General features: G+C 39.8%; 20 protein-coding genes. 17 read left to right on the top strand and 3 right to left on the bottom strand.

Annotated elements, in window-relative coordinates; genetic code table 11:
* Positions 1 to 620: 620 nt before the first annotated feature.
* The 11 genes from rpmH (at position 621) to NSQ34_RS18675 (ending at position 10,952) form a co-directional block, all read left to right on the top strand.
* Positions 621 to 755: a 50S ribosomal protein L34 gene (gene rpmH / locus NSQ34_RS18725; RefSeq protein WP_073208224.1), complete on the top strand. Its 135-nt coding sequence runs from the start codon at positions 621 to 623 to the stop codon at positions 753 to 755.
* 78 nt (positions 756 to 833) lie between these two features.
* Positions 834 to 1,193, top strand: coding sequence for a ribonuclease P protein component (gene rnpA, locus NSQ34_RS18720; protein WP_254001528.1), 360 nt, complete (start codon positions 834 to 836; stop codon positions 1,191 to 1,193).
* A 158-nt stretch (positions 1,194 to 1,351) separates the two neighbouring features.
* The gene (spoIIIJ, locus tag NSQ34_RS18715; RefSeq protein WP_087976621.1) at positions 1,352 to 2,134 is read left to right on the top strand and encodes a YidC family membrane integrase SpoIIIJ; all 783 of its coding nucleotides are present in this window, start codon (positions 1,352 to 1,354) and stop codon (positions 2,132 to 2,134) included.
* Positions 2,131 to 2,754 carry an RNA-binding cell elongation regulator Jag/EloR gene (jag, locus tag NSQ34_RS18710; protein ID WP_034283644.1) on the top strand — a complete coding sequence of 208 codons (624 nt, stop codon included), beginning with the start codon at positions 2,131 to 2,133 and terminating at the stop codon, positions 2,752 to 2,754. The genes spoIIIJ and jag overlap by 4 nt, the downstream gene beginning before the upstream one ends.
* A 401-nt stretch (positions 2,755 to 3,155) precedes the next feature.
* A complete protein-coding gene (mnmE, locus tag NSQ34_RS18705) occupies positions 3,156 to 4,535 on the top strand; it encodes a tRNA uridine-5-carboxymethylaminomethyl(34) synthesis GTPase MnmE (RefSeq protein WP_024424070.1) in 1,380 nt (459 codons plus the stop codon).
* 17 nt (positions 4,536 to 4,552) lie between these two features.
* Positions 4,553 to 6,439 (top strand): tRNA uridine-5-carboxymethylaminomethyl(34) synthesis enzyme MnmG, encoded by a 1,887-nt coding sequence (mnmG, locus tag NSQ34_RS18700; RefSeq protein WP_254001527.1) that lies wholly within the window; start codon positions 4,553 to 4,555, stop codon positions 6,437 to 6,439.
* Positions 6,440 to 6,452: 13 nt separating this feature from the next.
* On the top strand, positions 6,453 to 7,172 hold the full coding sequence (gene rsmG, locus NSQ34_RS18695; RefSeq protein ID WP_024424068.1) for a 16S rRNA (guanine(527)-N(7))-methyltransferase RsmG: 720 nt from the start codon (positions 6,453 to 6,455) through the stop codon (positions 7,170 to 7,172).
* A 105-nt stretch (positions 7,173 to 7,277) separates the two neighbouring features.
* Positions 7,278 to 8,153, top strand: a complete 876-nt coding sequence (noc, locus tag NSQ34_RS18690) for a nucleoid occlusion protein (RefSeq protein WP_024424067.1) — start codon at positions 7,278 to 7,280, stop codon at positions 8,151 to 8,153.
* Positions 8,154 to 8,282: 129 nt separating this feature from the next.
* Positions 8,283 to 9,107, top strand: a complete 825-nt coding sequence (locus NSQ34_RS18685) for an orthopoxovirus pf05708 family protein (RefSeq protein ID WP_070326264.1) — start codon at positions 8,283 to 8,285, stop codon at positions 9,105 to 9,107.
* Positions 9,108 to 9,343: 236 nt separating this feature from the next.
* The gene (soj, locus tag NSQ34_RS18680) at positions 9,344 to 10,105 is read left to right on the top strand and encodes a sporulation initiation inhibitor protein Soj (RefSeq protein WP_008360890.1); all 762 of its coding nucleotides are present in this window, start codon (positions 9,344 to 9,346) and stop codon (positions 10,103 to 10,105) included.
* Complete coding sequence (locus tag NSQ34_RS18675; protein WP_046312548.1) at positions 10,098 to 10,952, top strand: ParB/RepB/Spo0J family partition protein; 855 nt, start codon at positions 10,098 to 10,100, stop codon at positions 10,950 to 10,952. The genes soj and NSQ34_RS18675 overlap by 8 nt, the downstream gene beginning before the upstream one ends.
* Before the next feature lie 25 nt (positions 10,953 to 10,977).
* On the opposite strand, the gene yyaC is transcribed toward NSQ34_RS18675, so the two are convergent.
* Complete coding sequence (gene yyaC, locus NSQ34_RS18670) at positions 10,978 to 11,604, bottom strand: spore protease YyaC (protein WP_034283638.1); 627 nt, start codon at positions 11,602 to 11,604, stop codon at positions 10,978 to 10,980.
* Between the two features lie 72 nt (positions 11,605 to 11,676).
* On the opposite strand from yyaC, the gene NSQ34_RS18665 reads away from it, so the two are divergent.
* On the top strand, positions 11,677 to 12,732 hold the full coding sequence (locus NSQ34_RS18665; protein WP_076840623.1) for a hypothetical protein: 1,056 nt from the start codon (positions 11,677 to 11,679) through the stop codon (positions 12,730 to 12,732).
* 25 nt (positions 12,733 to 12,757) lie between these two features.
* On the opposite strand, the gene NSQ34_RS18660 is transcribed toward NSQ34_RS18665, so the two are convergent.
* The gene (locus NSQ34_RS18660) at positions 12,758 to 13,168 is read right to left on the bottom strand and encodes a hypothetical protein (protein ID WP_034283636.1); all 411 of its coding nucleotides are present in this window, start codon (positions 13,166 to 13,168) and stop codon (positions 12,758 to 12,760) included.
* 15 nt (positions 13,169 to 13,183) lie between these two features.
* A complete protein-coding gene (locus NSQ34_RS18655; protein ID WP_254001526.1) occupies positions 13,184 to 14,503 on the bottom strand; it encodes a hydrolase in 1,320 nt (439 codons plus the stop codon).
* A gap of 295 nt (positions 14,504 to 14,798) precedes the next feature.
* Here NSQ34_RS18655 and NSQ34_RS18650 point away from each other — a divergent pair, with 295 nt between their 5' ends.
* The 5 genes from NSQ34_RS18650 to rpsR all read left to right on the top strand — a co-directional run bounded on the left by NSQ34_RS18650 (position 14,799) and on the right by rpsR (position 17,577).
* Positions 14,799 to 15,005 carry a DUF951 domain-containing protein gene (locus tag NSQ34_RS18650; RefSeq protein ID WP_008347561.1) on the top strand — a complete coding sequence of 69 codons (207 nt, stop codon included), beginning with the start codon at positions 14,799 to 14,801 and terminating at the stop codon, positions 15,003 to 15,005.
* A 216-nt stretch (positions 15,006 to 15,221) separates the two neighbouring features.
* Complete coding sequence (gene ychF, locus NSQ34_RS18645) at positions 15,222 to 16,322, top strand: redox-regulated ATPase YchF (RefSeq protein WP_024424059.1); 1,101 nt, start codon at positions 15,222 to 15,224, stop codon at positions 16,320 to 16,322.
* A gap of 108 nt (positions 16,323 to 16,430) precedes the next feature.
* On the top strand, positions 16,431 to 16,718 hold the full coding sequence (gene rpsF / locus NSQ34_RS18640; RefSeq protein ID WP_024424058.1) for a 30S ribosomal protein S6: 288 nt from the start codon (positions 16,431 to 16,433) through the stop codon (positions 16,716 to 16,718).
* 36 nt (positions 16,719 to 16,754) lie between these two features.
* A complete protein-coding gene (ssbA, locus tag NSQ34_RS18635; protein WP_007497456.1) occupies positions 16,755 to 17,297 on the top strand; it encodes a single-stranded DNA-binding protein SsbA in 543 nt (180 codons plus the stop codon).
* Between the two features lie 40 nt (positions 17,298 to 17,337).
* The gene (gene rpsR / locus NSQ34_RS18630; protein ID WP_008359105.1) at positions 17,338 to 17,577 is read left to right on the top strand and encodes a 30S ribosomal protein S18; all 240 of its coding nucleotides are present in this window, start codon (positions 17,338 to 17,340) and stop codon (positions 17,575 to 17,577) included.
* The last annotated feature ends 71 nt before the right edge of the window (positions 17,578 to 17,648 follow it).

The following is a 17,648-nucleotide window of genomic DNA, read 5'->3' as shown; positions in this document are numbered from 1 at the left end:
AAGGCTTCTCCCCCCTCCTTTTCTTTTTAAAATGACCAGTATCAAACTGTTATAGAACACGAAAAAGAGCAAATGGTCATCACCATTCGTGCACATACATTGTTGAAAACAATTAATATAGTAGAAAAACGTCTTTTCGACAAATTACACAAGCTGTGGATAAACAATTCAACAGACTGTGTAATAACTTTCCACAGGTTATCCACAAATTGTGGATAATATAAAATGGCCAGATAAGTAATTAAGAGTTAAAACACAAATATAATATCAAAATAAACAAGATGGTGCAATGGGTGTCACAAACTTATCCACACACTTTACATCCTGTTGAAAAATAATTATCCACATCGGTTATTTGTGTGAAAAAAATGTCGATAATGGGTGTGGATAGTCTAAATATGCCGGAAAAATATCCACATTCTTGTTTTGAAGGTCTTTTAGGAGGAAAAAGAGAATAAAATGCTGGAAACTAAAAAAGAAGGTTTCTTCGTTTGATAATTTATGTTATGCTTATAAGGTTGATAATAAGAGTTTTATCATTGATATTGACAATCGATGGGTTACACAAATATAATGAGTTAGACTGTCTTAAACAGCTATTCCTCAGGGAGGTGTCATAAATGAAAAGAACGTTTCAACCAAATAACCGTAAGCGTAGTAAAGTTCATGGCTTCCGCAGCCGTATGAGTACTAAAAACGGACGTCTAGTTTTAAAGCGACGCCGCAGCAAAGGTAGAAAAAAATTATCAGCTTAGGCCACTGAATAATGTCAGTGGTCTTTTTTACATAAAATCGTAAATGAACTGTCAGTTTTTATCGGAGTGGAAGAAAACATGAAGAAGCGAAACAGGCTAAAAAAAAATGAAGAGTTTCAAAAGGTGTTCAAAAAAGGTCAATCAATGGCAAATCGCCAATTCGTTATTTACCAGCTGGATCAGCCAAATCAAGTTGAACTGCGTCTAGGATTGTCTGTCAGTAAGAAGATTGGTAATGCAGTGATGAGAAACCGAATTAAACGTCTGATCCGTCAGGTGTTTTTAGAGGAAGGCCATAAGTTAAAGCAAGAAAAAGACTACATTGTCATTGCACGAAAACCAGCGAGTGAATTGACCTTTGAAGAAACAAAGAAGTCTCTCCAACATTTATTTAGAAAATCCGCTGTTTATCAACAACAACCGAAAAAGTCTTCGTAATAGAAACTTTCGTTGAATCAATTTTTAAAAGCGCTTCCTTCATCTAGTGAATTAAAATGAAACCACCACTTTGCAAAGAAAAAATGTTACCATACTGATTAGGTGAGTCACTTTCTTAATCAATTCCAACTTAAATAAAGTTTGAAGTAATGGGAGGAATCTTGTTGAAAAGGCGATTATTACTAATATTTAGCTTGATTGGCGTATTGGTTTTATTGGCAGGATGTACACAGATCAATGAACCAATTACATCAGATAGTAAGGGATTCTGGAATTCTTATATTGTTTACCCGCTATCTCAATTAATCACGTACATGGCAAACTTAACTGGTGAAAACTATGGTGTAGCGATTATTATTGTAACACTGTTAATTCGCTTGCTTATTTTACCATTAATGATTAAACAGTTAAGAAGTACAAAAGCGATGCAAGCATTACAGCCTGAATTGAAAAAGCTTCGTGAAAAATATAGCTCTAAAGATCAAAAAACACAGCAGCAGCTTCAGCAGGAAACAATGGCCCTTTTTCAAAAAAATGGCGTCAATCCATTAGCAGGCTGTTTCCCAATTTTAATTCAAATGCCAATCCTTATTGGTTTCTATCATGCAATTATGAGAACAGCAGAAATTAAAAAGCATACATTCTTATGGTTTGACTTAGGCAGCCCAGATCCATTGTTCCTATTACCGATTATTGCGGGTGTAGCTACTTTCATTCAGCAAAAGCTGATGATGGCTGGAAATCCTTCGGACAACCCTCAAATGGCTATCATGCTATGGGTGATGCCGATTATGATCGTTGTGTTTGCAATTAGTTTCCCAGCAGCACTTTCATTGTACTGGGTTGTAGGTAACATTTTCATGATCATTCAAACATTGGTGATTAAAACACCTCAAGTAAAAGTTGATACAAAAGAAAAAGCTGGCGGGAATAAAAAATGAAGGAAATAACTGCTGTCGGTCGCACAATCGAAGAAGCAGTAGATTCCGGACTTAAACAAATTCAACTACTACAAGAAGAAGTAGAAATCACAATAGTAGATGAAGGAAATAAAGGATTTTTAGGATTATTTGGTAAAAGACAAGCTGTGGTCAAGTTAGTAGAAAAGATAAATGCATTTAAATTAGCTACACAGTATTTGGATAAAATTGTTAAGTCTATTGATCCTAAAGCAAAGATTATTTCCAAACAGGAACCGAAAAACATTTCTTACCACATTGATGGAGATAAAACGTCATTAATGATTGGAAAAAGAGGCCAGACATTGTACTCTTTAGAAACGTTGGTACAGCTAGTGTTTAATCGTTATTCTGATCAGTATCATCATATAACAATTGATATTGGCGATTATAGGAAGAAACGACAAGAAGCACTTGAACAATATGCAGTCAAAACAGCAAATCGGGTTTTAAAAACGAAGAGAAAGGTTCATTTAGAACCAATGCCTTCGAATGAACGAAAAATTGTTCATGATGCGATTGCTGCATTCTCTAAAGAACTTGCCACGGCATCTGAAGATACAGGCAGCAAACGTCATGTTGTGGTGCTGTATAAAAAATAGCAGAAAGGCTAAGATTCAGCAAAGCTGGATTTTAGTCTTTTTTTATTGAAAAATTGCTTTTTATAGAGGATTCATCCTTTATTTCTAAAAAATGAGTGTGTGATATGAGTGCAAAACGCCAATTTAACAAGTAAGTATAGGGATCAGGGCGTTTAAATTTATTGGATTTAGGTGTAAGATGTGAAGACAAGTTTCAAACGTCGTTATTCACATGTGGATAAGTTAAGTGTTAAAATAGATAAGATGCAAAGCTGTGGATAATTAGATATGGGATACTTTCACTTCGCTTTCATTTATGGTATCTTTAAATTTTGGATTAAGCGTTTTTGATATAGAAATGGACAATGTCCATTTAATAGATAACAGACTGTTTATTAAGTAGAGAAAGAGGTGAATGAGTGATGGATACAATTGCAGCAATTTCTACACCGATGGGTGAAGGAGCAATTGCGATTATTCGTTTAAGCGGGCCTGATGCGGTACAGATTGCTGATCGGATGTATAAAGGTCCTAAGGAGAAAAAACTTGTATCGGTGGATTCACATACGATTCATTATGGTCATATTGTGGATTCTAGCACTGAGCAAGTCATAGAAGAGGTCATGGTGTCAGTATTAAGAGCACCAAAAACATTTACGAGAGAAGACGTTATTGAGATTAACTGCCATGGCGGAATTGTAACGGTCAATAAAGTACTGCAGCTTGCTTTAAGAGAAGGAGCAAGATTAGCGGAGCCAGGTGAGTTTACAAAACGAGCTTTCTTAAATGGAAGAATTGATCTTTCACAGGCTGAAGCGGTAATGGATTTGATTCGCGCAAAGACAGATCGTGCGATGAATGTAGCGATTACTCAAATGGAGGGACGACTCTCCGGTTTGATTAAACGACTTCGCGGTGAGATATTGGAAACTCTGGCCCATGTTGAAGTCAATATTGACTATCCTGAGTATGACGATGTTGAAGAAATGACGCATCGGGTTTTAGTTGAAAAGGCAACATCAGTGAAAAAGGAAATTGAGTCACTGCTAACGACTTCTCAGCAGGGGAAAATACTGCGAGAAGGCTTATCTACTGTCATTATTGGAAGACCGAATGTTGGGAAGTCTTCCTTGTTGAATAGTCTTGTACAGGAAACAAAAGCGATTGTAACGGATATTCCTGGAACAACGAGAGATGTCATTGAGGAATATGTAAATGTTAGAGGTGTACCGCTTCGTTTAGTCGATACTGCGGGTATACGTGAGACGGAGGACATTGTTGAGCGTATAGGGGTTGAACGATCTAGACAGGTCTTAAAAGAAGCTGACCTGATTTTACTTGTGCTCAATTATAGCGAGGAATTGTCAGAAGAGGATATCAAACTTTTTGAGGCCGTCTCAGGCATGGATATCATCGTAATCGTGAATAAGACAGATCTTGAGCCTAAGCTTGATATTGAAAAGGTCAAGCAGTTAGCGAAGGATCGTCCGGTGGTTACTACATCATTATTACAAGAAAAAGGGATTGATGAACTTGAAATCGCGATTCAATCACTATTCTTCACGGGTTCAATTGAAAGTGGAGATTTAACGTATGTAAGTAATACAAGGCATATTGCTCTTCTTCAGGCAGCAAAACAATCCATTGAGGATGCTCTTGAAGGAATTGAAATGGACGTACCGATCGACATAGTTCAAATAGATTTAACACGCTGCTGGGAACAGCTGGGTGAAATTATTGGAGATGCTGTTCATGAAAGCTTGATTGATCAGTTATTCTCTCAATTCTGTTTAGGAAAGTAAAGGGAGGAACATAAGAAATGGGTTATGAAGCTGGCAATTATGACGTAATCGTCGTGGGTGCCGGTCATGCTGGAGTTGAGGCTGCTCTTGCTTCTGCAAGACAGGGCGCCAAAACACTTGTATTGACTATCAACCTCGATATGGTTGCTTTTATGCCATGTAATCCGTCTGTAGGCGGCCCCGCAAAAGGGATTGTCGTCAGAGAAATTGATGCTCTAGGCGGAGAAATGGCACGAAATATAGATAAGACGCATATTCAAATGCGCATGCTGAATACGGGGAAAGGACCTGCTGTCCGTGCGTTAAGAGCGCAGGCAGATAAGTTCCAATATCAGCATGAAATGAAAAAAACAATGGAAAATGAACCAAACCTGACAATGCTGCAAGGTATGGTAGATCATTTAATTGTAGAAGATGATGAATGTAAGGGTGTTGTTACTCAAACAGGGGCGAACTATCGTGCGAAGTCTGTTGTTTTAACGACAGGGACTTTCTTAAAAGGCCGCATCATTTTAGGAGACCTTTCGTATTCAAGCGGTCCAAATAACCAGCAGCCTTCTATTAAATTATCTGATCATTTAGCAGAACTAGGATTCGATTTGGTTCGCTTTAAAACAGGAACACCTCCTCGAGTGAATAGCCACTCGATTGATTATAGTAAAACAGAAATTCAACCAGGTGATGATGTCCCGCGGGCATTCTCCTATGAAACGGTTGAATATATTACTGACCAGCTGCCATGCTGGTTAACGTACACGAGTTTAGAGACCCATCAAATTATTGATGAGAATCTTCACCGTTCTCCAATGTATTCAGGTATGATTAAAGGAACTGGCCCTAGATACTGCCCATCCATTGAAGATAAAGTGGTTCGTTTCAATGATAAACCGAGACATCAAATTTTCTTAGAGCCAGAAGGTCGTAATACGCAGGAAGTTTATGTTCAAGGATTGTCTACAAGTCTTCCGGAGGATGTACAGCAGCGCATGCTTTCAACCATCCCAGGACTCGAGAATGTTCAAATGATGAGAGCGGGTTATGCCATCGAGTATGATGCGATTGTGCCTACTCAGTTGTGGCCTACACTTGAGACGAAGAAAATTTCTGGATTATATACAGCCGGCCAAATTAATGGTACGTCTGGTTATGAGGAAGCAGCGGGTCAAGGGATTATGGCAGGTATTAATGCAGGAAGAAAAGCATTAGGTAAAGAAGAAGTCATTTTAAGCCGATCTGATGCATATATCGGTGTCCTCATCGATGACCTTGTCACAAAAGGAACAAATGAACCATACCGTCTCTTGACATCACGTGCTGAGTATCGTCTCCTTCTACGTCATGACAATGCTGATTTAAGATTAACTGAACTTGGCTATCAAATTGGATTAATTTCTGAAGAAAGATTCCAAGCATTCCAGCAGAAAAAAGAAGCCATTGAAGCAGAGAAAAAACGTTTATATTCTGTGATCATTAAACCTTCAGCAGAGACTCAAGAATTTATTCGTTCACTCGGTGGAAGTGAGTTGAAGGACGGCATTCGTGCAAGTGATTTGATGAAACGTCCAGAAATGAATTATGAAACTGTTGTGAAATTAGCTCCTGCGGAAACACCGCTTCCTTCTGATGTGTGTGAGCAGGTAGAGATTCAAATTAAATACGAAGGTTATATTGAAAAGTCACTCCAGCAAGTTGAAAAACTGAAAAAGATGGAGAACAAAAAGATTCCTGATCGTATTGATTATGATGCCATCAAAGGGATTGCAACTGAAGCGAAACAAAAGCTGAAAGAAGTCCGACCGCTTTCTGTTGCACAGGCTTCTCGTATTTCAGGCGTTAACCCTGCTGATATTTCTATCCTTTTAGTATATTTAGAGCAGGGGCGTATTGCGAAGATAGCAGAATAGAAAGGATGTCGGCATGAACATTGAACAATTTACAGCAGCACTAGAGGAGAAAGGGATCACTCTTTCTCCTGTGCAGCTTGAACAATTTGAAACCTACTTCCGCATGCTTGTAGAATGGAACGAGAAAATGAATTTAACGTCCATTACTGAAAAGGAAGAAGTGTATTTAAAGCATTTTTATGATTCAATATCAGCAGCATTTTTTATTGATTTTCACAAAGTGACGACGATTTGTGATATTGGAGCTGGTGCTGGTTTTCCAAGCATTCCTCTTAAGATTTGTTTCCCTCATCTACATGTGACCATTGTTGATTCTCTTCAGAAACGAATTACGTTTCTCAATGAGTTAGCAAAAGGATTAAACTTACAAGATACTACTTTTTATCATGATCGTGCGGAAACGTTTGGACAACGTAAGGAAAAGCGTGAAAGCTATGATCTTGTCACTGCTAGAGCAGTTGCACGTTTATCCGTCTTGAGCGAACTATGTCTGCCTCTAGTGAAAAAGGAAGGATTGTTTGTTGCCTTAAAAGCATCTGCCGCTGATGAAGAAATGCAAGCAGGGAAAAAAGCTGTCACAGTCCTCGGAGGAGAGGTTGTTGAAAAGCATTCCTTTGTTCTTCCTTTAGAAGAAAGCGAACGGAACATCATTGTCATTGAAAAGAAAAAGCAAACACCAAAAAAATATCCTAGAAAACCAGGAACACCTAATAAATCACCAATAGAAGGTTGATCATGTAAAAGGTCGGTTTTTCTTCAATATTTATGATTTTACAGAAGGAAAAAACATGAGAAAATAGAATTATAAAAAGGTAGTTTTTAAAGGTGGTGTAGGTTCATGAAGCATTCACTCTCACGCTTCTTCGGGCTTGGAGACAAAGAACATCCTGAGCGTGAAACCGAAATAGAGGCAGAGATTGCTGAGCATGATACATTAAAGGAAGAGATACAGGAGCTCCCGGTCGACACAATTATGCCAAACCGTTTTCAGCCACGCACCATTTTTTCAGAAGAAAAGATACAAGAGCTGGCCACGACGATTCATACCCATGGCATTATCCAACCGATTGTTGTTAGACCAACAGAAGAAGAAGGAAAATATGAACTGATCGCCGGCGAAAGACGTTGGAGAGCGGTACAGACTCTTCAATGGGAGAAAATCCCCGCTATTATAAAAGATTTTACTGATACGGAAACGGCATCTGTGGCATTGATTGAAAATTTGCAAAGAGAAGAGCTGTCTTCTATTGAAGAGGCTCATGCTTATGCACGTCTTTTAGAGCTTCATGATTTAACACAAGAGGCGCTTGCTCAGCGTTTAGGCAAGGGACAATCAACTGTTGCTAACAAATTAAGACTTTTAAAGTTGCCTGAAGAGGTACAACAAGCCATTTTAGAGAAAAAAATCTCTGAAAGGCATGCACGTTCACTTGTGCCCCTAAAGCTTCCAGAATTACAAATCGCGCTATTGCAGGAAATCATCGAAAAGCAGTTGAATGTGAAACAGACTGAAGAGCGTGTAGTGAAGATGCTTGAACAAAAAACGGATCGCAAACCGAAGCCAAAACGTAAGGCGTTTAGTCGTGATACACGAATTGCGATGAATACCATTCGTCAGTCTCTCCACATGGTAGAAGACAGCGGACTTAAAATAAATACCGAGGAAGAAGAGTTTGAGGAATATATCCAATTAACGATTCGAATTCCTAAATAGAAATAAGCTGATGAGCGCCACTCGTCAGCTTTTTTTGTTTGTCTTATTTCCTGCACACACCATATTTACATAATATTTATAAATTGGTAAAATATGATTTTCATAGTATAAAGGAGGTGACAACTACTGATGAAAATGAAGAAGACTATTTTCGCCATTATTTGCTATTTACTTATTTCTTTTTCTGTTTTTCCAAATGAAGCGACAATATACGCTGTGAAATCGCCAACGGCTCATGCGGATGAAGGCCTGATGACCAACAGAGAATTGAACGTTTTGAAGAAGCAAGGTGTTGTTTCTAAAGATGTGACTGTACAGCAATTTAATCAAGAGTATGCGTCTTCCGACGATTCGATCGACTTGATTACAGCTGACGATGATTTGAAGAACTATGGTTTACGACAAAATAAGCATGATGAGCTGGTGACGGATGAAAAGCCGCACACCCTCAAGCAACTTTTAGGAAAGCCGTATCCTGGTACCGATATTATCCCTAAAAAAGGAGATATCTTGGTGACAACCACTGATGCTGTGAAGGGTTTGGTTGGACATGCAGGTATCGTCATTAATGAGAAAAGCTATGCTTCTATTCCAGGGTTTCGAAAGCATCCTCAACTTGATTCCATTCATAACTGGTTTCGCTATAGTGCCAATACAAAGGTAATTCGGATTAATCAAGAGGAGAAGGCAGATTTAGCAGGGGAATGGGCACACGATTATGTGAAAGATCATCCGAAGGCTCGCTACTCCATCACCATGTCAATTCAATCATTGGACCCGACTTATTGTTCAAAGATCGTGTGGCAGGCCTATGGCAAAACAGGGGACGCTTTGGGACATGCGACTTTTACCATTAAGACACCCTATGGATTTTTAAAAAAGAAAAGCTATAAAACAGTAACTCCTAAGGTCATTGTCAGTGAAGGCCGTAAAATAGGTGAATTATACTTTTAATATGTGACCCTCACTTTTGATAGAAGTGAGGGTTTTGATGCATGTCTATTTCTTAAAAAAGATATATCAATATACTTTTTAGATGTGTTATCATTCGTTCTTTTATGTACGAAAAGGCACATTCACCGACGAATTTATAATAGGGAAACAAAAAAAGCAAACGTTTCATACTTTTTTTGATAGAATAGGAAGTATGAATGATTGAGAAACTTGTTAAGTTGAAAGTGGGTGACATCGTGGGGAAAATCATAGCGATTACCAACCAGAAGGGCGGCGTCGGGAAGACGACAACTTCTGTTAATTTGGGTGCGTGTTTAGCATACATAGGCAAACGAGTGTTGTTAGTTGATATTGATCCGCAGGGCAATGCCACGAGTGGTATTGGGATTGAGAAGGCCGACGTAGAGAAGTGTGTGTACGATATTTTAGTTGATGATGCAGATGTTCTTGATGTGATTAAGACGACAGAGGTCGAAAATCTTGATGTCATTCCTGCGACGATACAGCTTGCAGGGGCTGAAATAGAGCTTGTGCCTACAATCTCACGTGAAGTGAGGCTGAAGAGAGCACTTGAATCTGTTAAGCAGAATTATGATTATATGATTATTGACTGCCCGCCATCACTTGGACTGCTGACGATTAATGCGTTAACTGCATCCGATTCCGTTTTAATACCAGTTCAGTGCGAATATTATGCGCTTGAAGGATTGAGCCAATTGTTAAACACAGTTCGTCTCGTGCAGAAACATCTAAATACCGATCTTGCCATTGAAGGTGTCTTGCTGACAATGCTTGATGCCCGAACAAATCTTGGGATTCAGGTTATCGAAGAAGTGAAGAAGTACTTTAGAGATAAAGTCTATCAAACCGTCATTCCGAGAAATGTGAGGCTGAGTGAAGCGCCAAGTCATGGAAAGCCGATTATCTTGTATGATCCACGTTCAAGAGGTGCAGATGTCTATTTAGACTTAGCAAAGGAAGTGGATGCGAATGGCTAAAGGTCTTGGAAAGGGTATTAATGCACTATTTAACAACGTAGACTCAAATGAAGAAACGGTTGAAGAAATTAAATTAAAGGATTTGCGTCCGAATCCTTATCAGCCAAGGAAAACGTTTGATGATGATGCATTGTCTGATCTGAAAGAATCCATTCAGCAGCACGGTGTTTTACAGCCGATCATTGTTCGTAAATCGATTAAAGGATATGACATAGTAGCAGGAGAACGTCGTTTTCGCGCAGCACAACAAGCTGGTCTGACAACAATTCCTGCAATCGTTCGAGAGTTTTCAGAAACGCTGATGAGAGAAATTGCCCTTTTAGAAAACCTGCAGCGTGAGGATCTCTCTCCACTAGAGGAAGCGGAAGCGTATGCTTCCTTGCTGGATCATCTAAGTGTGACGCAAGAGGAATTAGCGAAGCGATTAGGGAAAAGCAGACCGCATATTGCGAACCATCTCCGTCTGTTGACTTTACCGGATGAGATCCAAAAGCTGATTGCAAATGGAACGTTATCAATGGGACATGGCCGGACATTGCTTAGCTTAAAGAACAAAAAGAAGCTGGCGCCTTTGGTAAAGAAAATCGTGGATGAGGGGTTAAACGTACGACAGGTTGAGAAACTTGTTCAGCAGTTAAACGAAAATGTTCCACGTGAAACAAAGAAAAAAGAAGCACCAAAGGATCGAGTGTTGAAAGAAAGAGAGTCTTTCTTACAAAACTACTTTGGTACTTCAGTGACGATCAAGAAACAGAAGAAAAAAGGTAAAATTGAGATTGAATTCCTCTCAAATGAAGATTTAGACAGAATCCTTGAATTGCTTTCTACGAGGGAATCATCAGAGTGACCATCTTGATATGAGATGGTCTTTTTTATATTCTTCCAGTGATATTTTGAATAGGGGTGAAGAGAGACCGGCTTTTTTCTCTCGTCCAATCCATTTGGTCAATGTGAGATAGACTTTCAGAAAGTGTATTGGCCATAGACATGACAAGATGAAGACGTGTGTTTTGGAGGACGAAGTATTCCATGAAACCACTCACATTGACGATCCCATTAATATGAATATCTCCTACCTCTGGAAGCTCTTTTTGCACACCAGCTCCAGGCTTTAACGGTCCATCTCCAATTTGGAAAGAACCGACACTTTTCACTCTTCCTAAACAGGCATCAACCGCTACAATAAACGGGTGTTTATGAGCTTGTTCAATTTCAGCGAGTTTTTCTTTTAAATTGACCGCATGCACTGGGTCAGAGAGTGTTCCATATACATGAAGCTTTTTCAAATCCAGACCTGAAAGCTTTGAACCAACAAGTGGACCTAGAGAGTCGCCAGTTGAGCGGTCTGTACCAATACAAACGATGGCAACGGGTCTTTTTCCTGCTTTCTGAAGATGCGAGAATAAAATACTTTTAAGCTGTTGAATGGCGTTTGTATCCGTATGGGACACGTATTCTTTTACCCTATTTCTAAAAAAAAGACCGTTCTTGCTATTCATAGGTCTCACTTCCTTGTCATAGTAGTTAGTAACAGTATACGGAAACAAGCTTAATTCTATACCTATGAGGTGATGATTGTGTGGAAGGCTGGTTCAAGGTGGACGCTTTTAATTTTAGGAAGCTTAATAGGTGCGGGATATGCTTCCGGCCAGGAAATTTGGCAGTTTTTTGGCATTGATAGCGGACTAGCCATTCTACTGTTTACATTGATGTTTATGCTGTCTACCTATGTGGTGTTAAAAATCAGTTATGAGGTGCGTGCCGATCACTTTGTGCCAGTGCTGGAACGGCTTGTCGGTCCATGGCTGGCTAAGGTGTATGACGTGTTAATTGTCCTTTATTTATTCACGACAACGACGGTCATGATTGCTGGCGGCGGGGTGACGCTTGAGATGTATCATGTGCCTTTTTGGGTTGGCATCGGCGCGTTCTGTTTGTTTTCATTTATGATTTTTTTCTGGGATGTGAAAGGGCTCTTATCTGTGAATGCTTTCATTATACCAATTTTGGTGGCGGGGCTCATCTATGCGTTTGTTTTTTATTATATGAACCATGATCATATGTGGAGGATTGATTTTGGGCAGCAGTACAATTGGCCTGCCAGCATTGTCTTTGCTTCTTTGAACATATTATCTGTTGTGGCAGTGCTGTCTTCGGTTGGGAAAGAAATGAAGGGGCTTGGGGAAGCCAAAGTGGCGAGTATATTAAGCGGTCTTATTTTTGGTGTCATCTCGTATGTGTATAACGAAATACTGGTTGATATTTCGGGAAGTCTTTCATCAGAGGGAATTCCTTTGTTTACAGTATTAGAAGGGGCGCCGACTTCTTTGTTTGTGTTTATGACCGTTGTCCTTTGTCTAGCAATTTATACGACGACGGCAGCAGGTTTATTTGGATTATCCAGCCGGATGCTTTCTTTTGTACGAATGCCCCGCTGGCTGGTTGTCTTGGTGATGCTTCTTTTGATGGCACCTTTAACATCTCTTGGATTTGCTGATTTGATTGCTTTCTTGTATCCAATTTATAGTTTGTTGAATCTGTATTTGCTCGTCTGTTTAATGCTGTATCCGATTTTAAGTAAAAAGATATTTTCTCGTTCTAAAAATTATATTGATAAAACAAAATAAGCACCTCTCTTTTTTAGAGCTGTGCTTATTTGATCTGAATTGAATCAATAGCTTCTTTGATATCATCATAGACAGGCATTTGCTTGAGACGCTGGAGGCGATCCTCTAATTCTGAAATGGCCTGTCCCTTTAAATGCTGGGAAATGTGTTGTTTGACAATGGTCGTCTGGTTTATCATGTCTTCTGTTTTAGACAATTGATATTCCAAGTGCACGCGAGTATTTGCTAATTCGTCGTGCAGCCGCATTTTGAGCAGCCGTTTTAGATCCTTTCGCTGTCCTTCTCTGCGCATGGCCTGAATGGCGGCGATTTCTTCAGGAGACTGTGTTTGTGTGTGGGGTGCCGATTGATTTTCGAATACAGACATGGAACGGCGGGCACTCACATTTTGCAAGAAACGCTGGGCGTCACTAGGAGGCTTATTTTGATTGATCATGCGATGACTCCTTTCTTAATGAATACCCATTTGCATCGCAAGGCGTCTATCTGCCTTGGCGTAGTCATCACCCATTGTGTACATATGTCTTGAAAGAGCAGAAAGCTCTTGTTCGTAATCCCTCAGGGTGTACAAGGCATTCAGCTGTTTTTCGTGTGAATAAAAGGAGGAATGCGACTGTTCCATCCTGACTTCCTCTACCAGTGCTTCCACATCACTATGACTTAATAAATCATAGTGGCCAAAGCCGACGAGTCCTTTGAGTTCTTGTTTTACATGATGGACGGCGTCTTTTACGCTTTCATCAATTCCATCGATTTTTTCAAATACAGTGTGCACTTCATGTTCAATAATACCTTGCAGATCATAGGATGAATTTTTCAGTAAATGGGATTTTATGATAATTTCAAGTCCGTTTTGTGCATATGCACGTCCAGAATGGATCTCTTGCAGCAGCATGGCTGTAAAACTTGTATTATGATCAAGCTGTTCATCTAAAATACGAGCGGATCCATTCGGGTGGAATGAATATCCATTTGCTTTGAATTCTCCTGAAACGAGAGCTAAAAAAGCATTTGTATCAAAGGATTCGTTCCATTCTATATTCATAGATGCAAAAGCTGATTTTAAAAAGGTGTCAATTTCTCTTTTTTTGTATTTTACGGATTCTTGGACTGAGTCTTGCTGCCGTGGCGGTACGGTGTACTTGACTTGCCCAACTCCTTGATCATGACGATTGAGTAAACCGACGTAATGACTAGGCTGAATATATTCAGTCAACATGCGTTTATATTGACCTTGCTGCGCCTTTTGCTGAATCGAAGGCGACAGGCTGCTCCATATATTTGGGCTGTCAAAGGTGACGGCTTTTTTGACAGCTGGCTGTTCTGTTGCAATATAAGCACAAACAGCACCGGCAAGTGCTTGTCCAGTGAGATGGATACCTGCATTCGGATGCTTCTGACAGACTTTCTCTATGTATTCCTTCCCTTTAAAAAAGACATGGCCTTGATTGCCATCAAGGGACTTTCTTTCAATTGGATAGGCATAGTCAGTTTTGAGCAATGACTGTGCTGCGTTGTGTACATCTTGCTTAGATGACACCGTCATTTGATGTGGCAGCGGGCAGTGAAAAGCGACGATGAATTCATCTGATTGTTCCGGCTGCATTGTTAAACCATATAATTTTTGGTCGATCTTTAGAAAATCGTGGACAGTGAGTGTTTGCTGACCTATTTCTATTGTATGGTGCTGCTGGTAATTGTCGATATTTCCAGCATGATCGGATATGATTTTATATTCTTTATCAGTTAATCTATCCTTTCGATTGACCATCGTACCTGCTCCCTCACATAACATTTATGCAGATATCATAAATCAAAAAATATGGAAAAACCACCGCGTTCTACCAATAAAAACCTTTTGACCTACAGTGTTTGTGACAATATTGAAAAAAAACGGAGTTTAAGTAACTATTGGTCACAAATAAAATGATCTAAAAGAAGGGTTTTTTCTCTAAAAAAGAATAGGATGAACGATTGAAAGAGACTCTTTGTTTTGTGCATTGCCCTCCATCGCCGTTTTTTTGTACAATAGATTCAATGAAGTGAGCAAGGAGAGGTGAAGGCTGATGGCAGACAAAGCGTTTGGGTTACATGATGTTGTAGAAATGAAAAAGCCCCATCCATGTGGTGCCAATCGGTGGAAGGTCATTCGTTTGGGCATGGATATCCGTATTAAATGTGAAGGCTGCGGACACAGCGTGATGATCCCAAGAAGAGATTTTGAACGAAAAATGAAGAAAATTCTCGTCAAGCATGAGGAGCCAACTGCTTAAGTAGGCCTCATGCTTTTTTCATTAAATTTGTCTTTTCTAAAACAAAGCCAGGTGCAATTTCTCGTTTTGAAGCATTGATTTATTCTTTTTGACGATGTTTCTTCTATTGAAAATGCATGATGGTTAGCTTGTCTTTTCATGTAAACCTACTTATAATTGCTCTAGGTTCATATTACGCAGTATAACGAGCACGTTTGATATAGAGGAGATGAAAGAATGGCTTTAACAGCTGGTATTGTTGGCTTACCTAACGTCGGGAAGTCAACGCTATTTAATGCAATTACACAGGCTGGAGCGGAGTCTGCTAACTATCCGTTTTGTACCATTGATCCAAACGTCGGAATTGTAGAAGTTCCTGACGAGCGTTTACAAAAGCTAACAGAATTGGTGCAGCCGAAAAAGACAGTTCCCACTGCTTTCGAATTCACTGATATTGCGGGTATTGTCAAAGGTGCATCTAAAGGTGAAGGTTTAGGGAATAAATTCCTTTCTCATATTCGTCAAGTAGATGCGATTTGTCACGTGGTCAGAGCTTTTGCAGACGATAACATTACACACGTAGCTGGTAAGGTTGATCCTGTAGCAGATATTGAAACGATTAATCTAGAATTAATTTTGGCTGATTTAGAAACAGTTGAAAAGCGTTTAGCTCGTGTGAGTAAGCTCGCAAAACAAAAGGACAAGGAAGCAGTAGCTGAATTTGAGATTTTGTCGAAGCTAATGAACGCATTTGAAGCTGGGAAATCGGCAAGATCTGTAGAATTTACAGATGAACAGCAAAAGCTTGTGAAACAGCTTCATTTACTCACATCTAAACCAGTTCTTTATGTAGCAAATGTGAGTGAGGATGAAGTAGCGGATCATGAGGGCAACGAATATGTGCAGCAAATCCGTGAGTTTGCTTCTGGTGAAAACGCTGAAGTCATCGTCGTTTGTGCAAAGATCGAGTCTGAAATTGCAGAGCTTGAAGGAGAAGAGAAGCAAATGTTCCTTGAAGAGCTTGGTATTAATGAGTCAGGGCTTGATCAGCTAATTAGAGCATCTTATTCACTTCTAGGATTAGCTACGTATTTCACAGCAGGTGAGCAAGAGGTACGTGCTTGGACATTTAAAAAAGGAATGAAAGCGCCAGAATGTGCTGGAATCATCCACACAGACTTTGAGCGTGGATTTATTCGTGCTGAAACGGTTGCGTATGAGGATTTACTAGCTGGCGGAAGCATGTCTGCTGCTAAAGAAGCAGGAAAAGTTCGTCTAGAAGGCAAAGAATATGTAGTGAAAGATGGAGACGTCATTCATTTCCGTTTTAATGTATAGGTTCTTGTCATAGGCCAAGTGATTTGTTATAATATACAATTGTGAGTAATATAATTTATTGCTCCTTGCCCGTTTAGGGCCGCTTAGACCAAAAGGAGGTGCAATCAGATGAGAAAGTACGAAGTTATGTACATCATCCGCCCAACAGTTGACGATGAGGCTAAAAAAGCAGTTATCGAGCGTTTCAATAACGTGTTAACTTCTAACGGTGCGGAGATCACTGGAACAAAGGATTGGGGTAAACGTCGTCTTGCATACGAAATCAATGATTTCCGTGACGGTTTCTACCAAATCGTAAACGTTCAATCTGACGCTGCAGCAGTTCAAGAATTTGACCGCTTAGCTAAGATCAGTGACGATATCATTCGACACATTGTTGTTAAAGAAGAAGTATAAATCATTGAAATATATATTTAAAGGTGGTCTTTCAATATGCTAAACCGTGTTGTATTGGTCGGAAGACTAACAAAAGACCCTGAGCTTCGCTACACGCCTAATGGTGCGGCTGTAGCCACGTTTACTCTAGCTGTGAATCGTACGTTTACGAATCAATCTGGAGAGCGTGAAGCCGATTTCATTAACTGTGTTACTTGGAGAAGACAAGCCGAGAACGTGGCTAATTTCTTGAAAAAAGGAAGTCTTGCCGGTGTAGACGGTCGTTTGCAGACAAGAAACTATGAAAATCAGCAAGGACAGCGTGTCTTCGTGACAGAGGTTCAAGCTGAAAGTGTTCAATTTCTTGAGCCTAAGAGCGGCGGTGCTGGTTCAGGTGGATACAGCGGCGGTGGCAATAGCGGAGGCCAGTATTATGGCGGTAGCCAAAACGATCAGAATCCATTTGGAAATGAACCAAGTCAAAATCCATATGGCAATCAAAACAACCAAAATCGTAATCAGGGAAATAGCTTTAATGATGACCCATTTGCGAACGATGGTAAACCGATTGACATCTCCGATGATGATTTGCCATTCTAATTGATCTGAAAAAATGACTAAAGGAAAGGTGTGAAAACAAATGGCAGGTGGACGCAGAGGCGGTCGTGCGAAACGTCGTAAAGTATGTTTCTTTACTTCTAACGGTATCACGCACATCGATTACAAAGATGTTGATCTTCTTAGAAAGTTTGTTTCTGAGCGTGGTAAAATTTTACCTCGTCGTGTAACAGGAACTAGCGCTAAGTATCAACGTAAATTGACTTTAGCGATCAAAAGATCACGTCAAATGGCATTACTTCCATACGTTACTGGTGAGTAAGTCGTTGACTTAAAAAGCGGAGAGCCCCGAGCTCTTCGCTTTTTTTATTTTCCTCACTGTGAATCCCATCT

Origin of the sequence: Bacillus sp. FSL P2-0069, assembly GCF_038593315.1 — a bacterium.
Lineage (GTDB): Bacteria > Bacillota > Bacilli > Bacillales > Bacillaceae > Bacillus > Bacillus safensis.
Note: the sequence above shows the minus strand (reverse complement) of the source record. Positions and strands in the feature narration are given on the sequence as shown.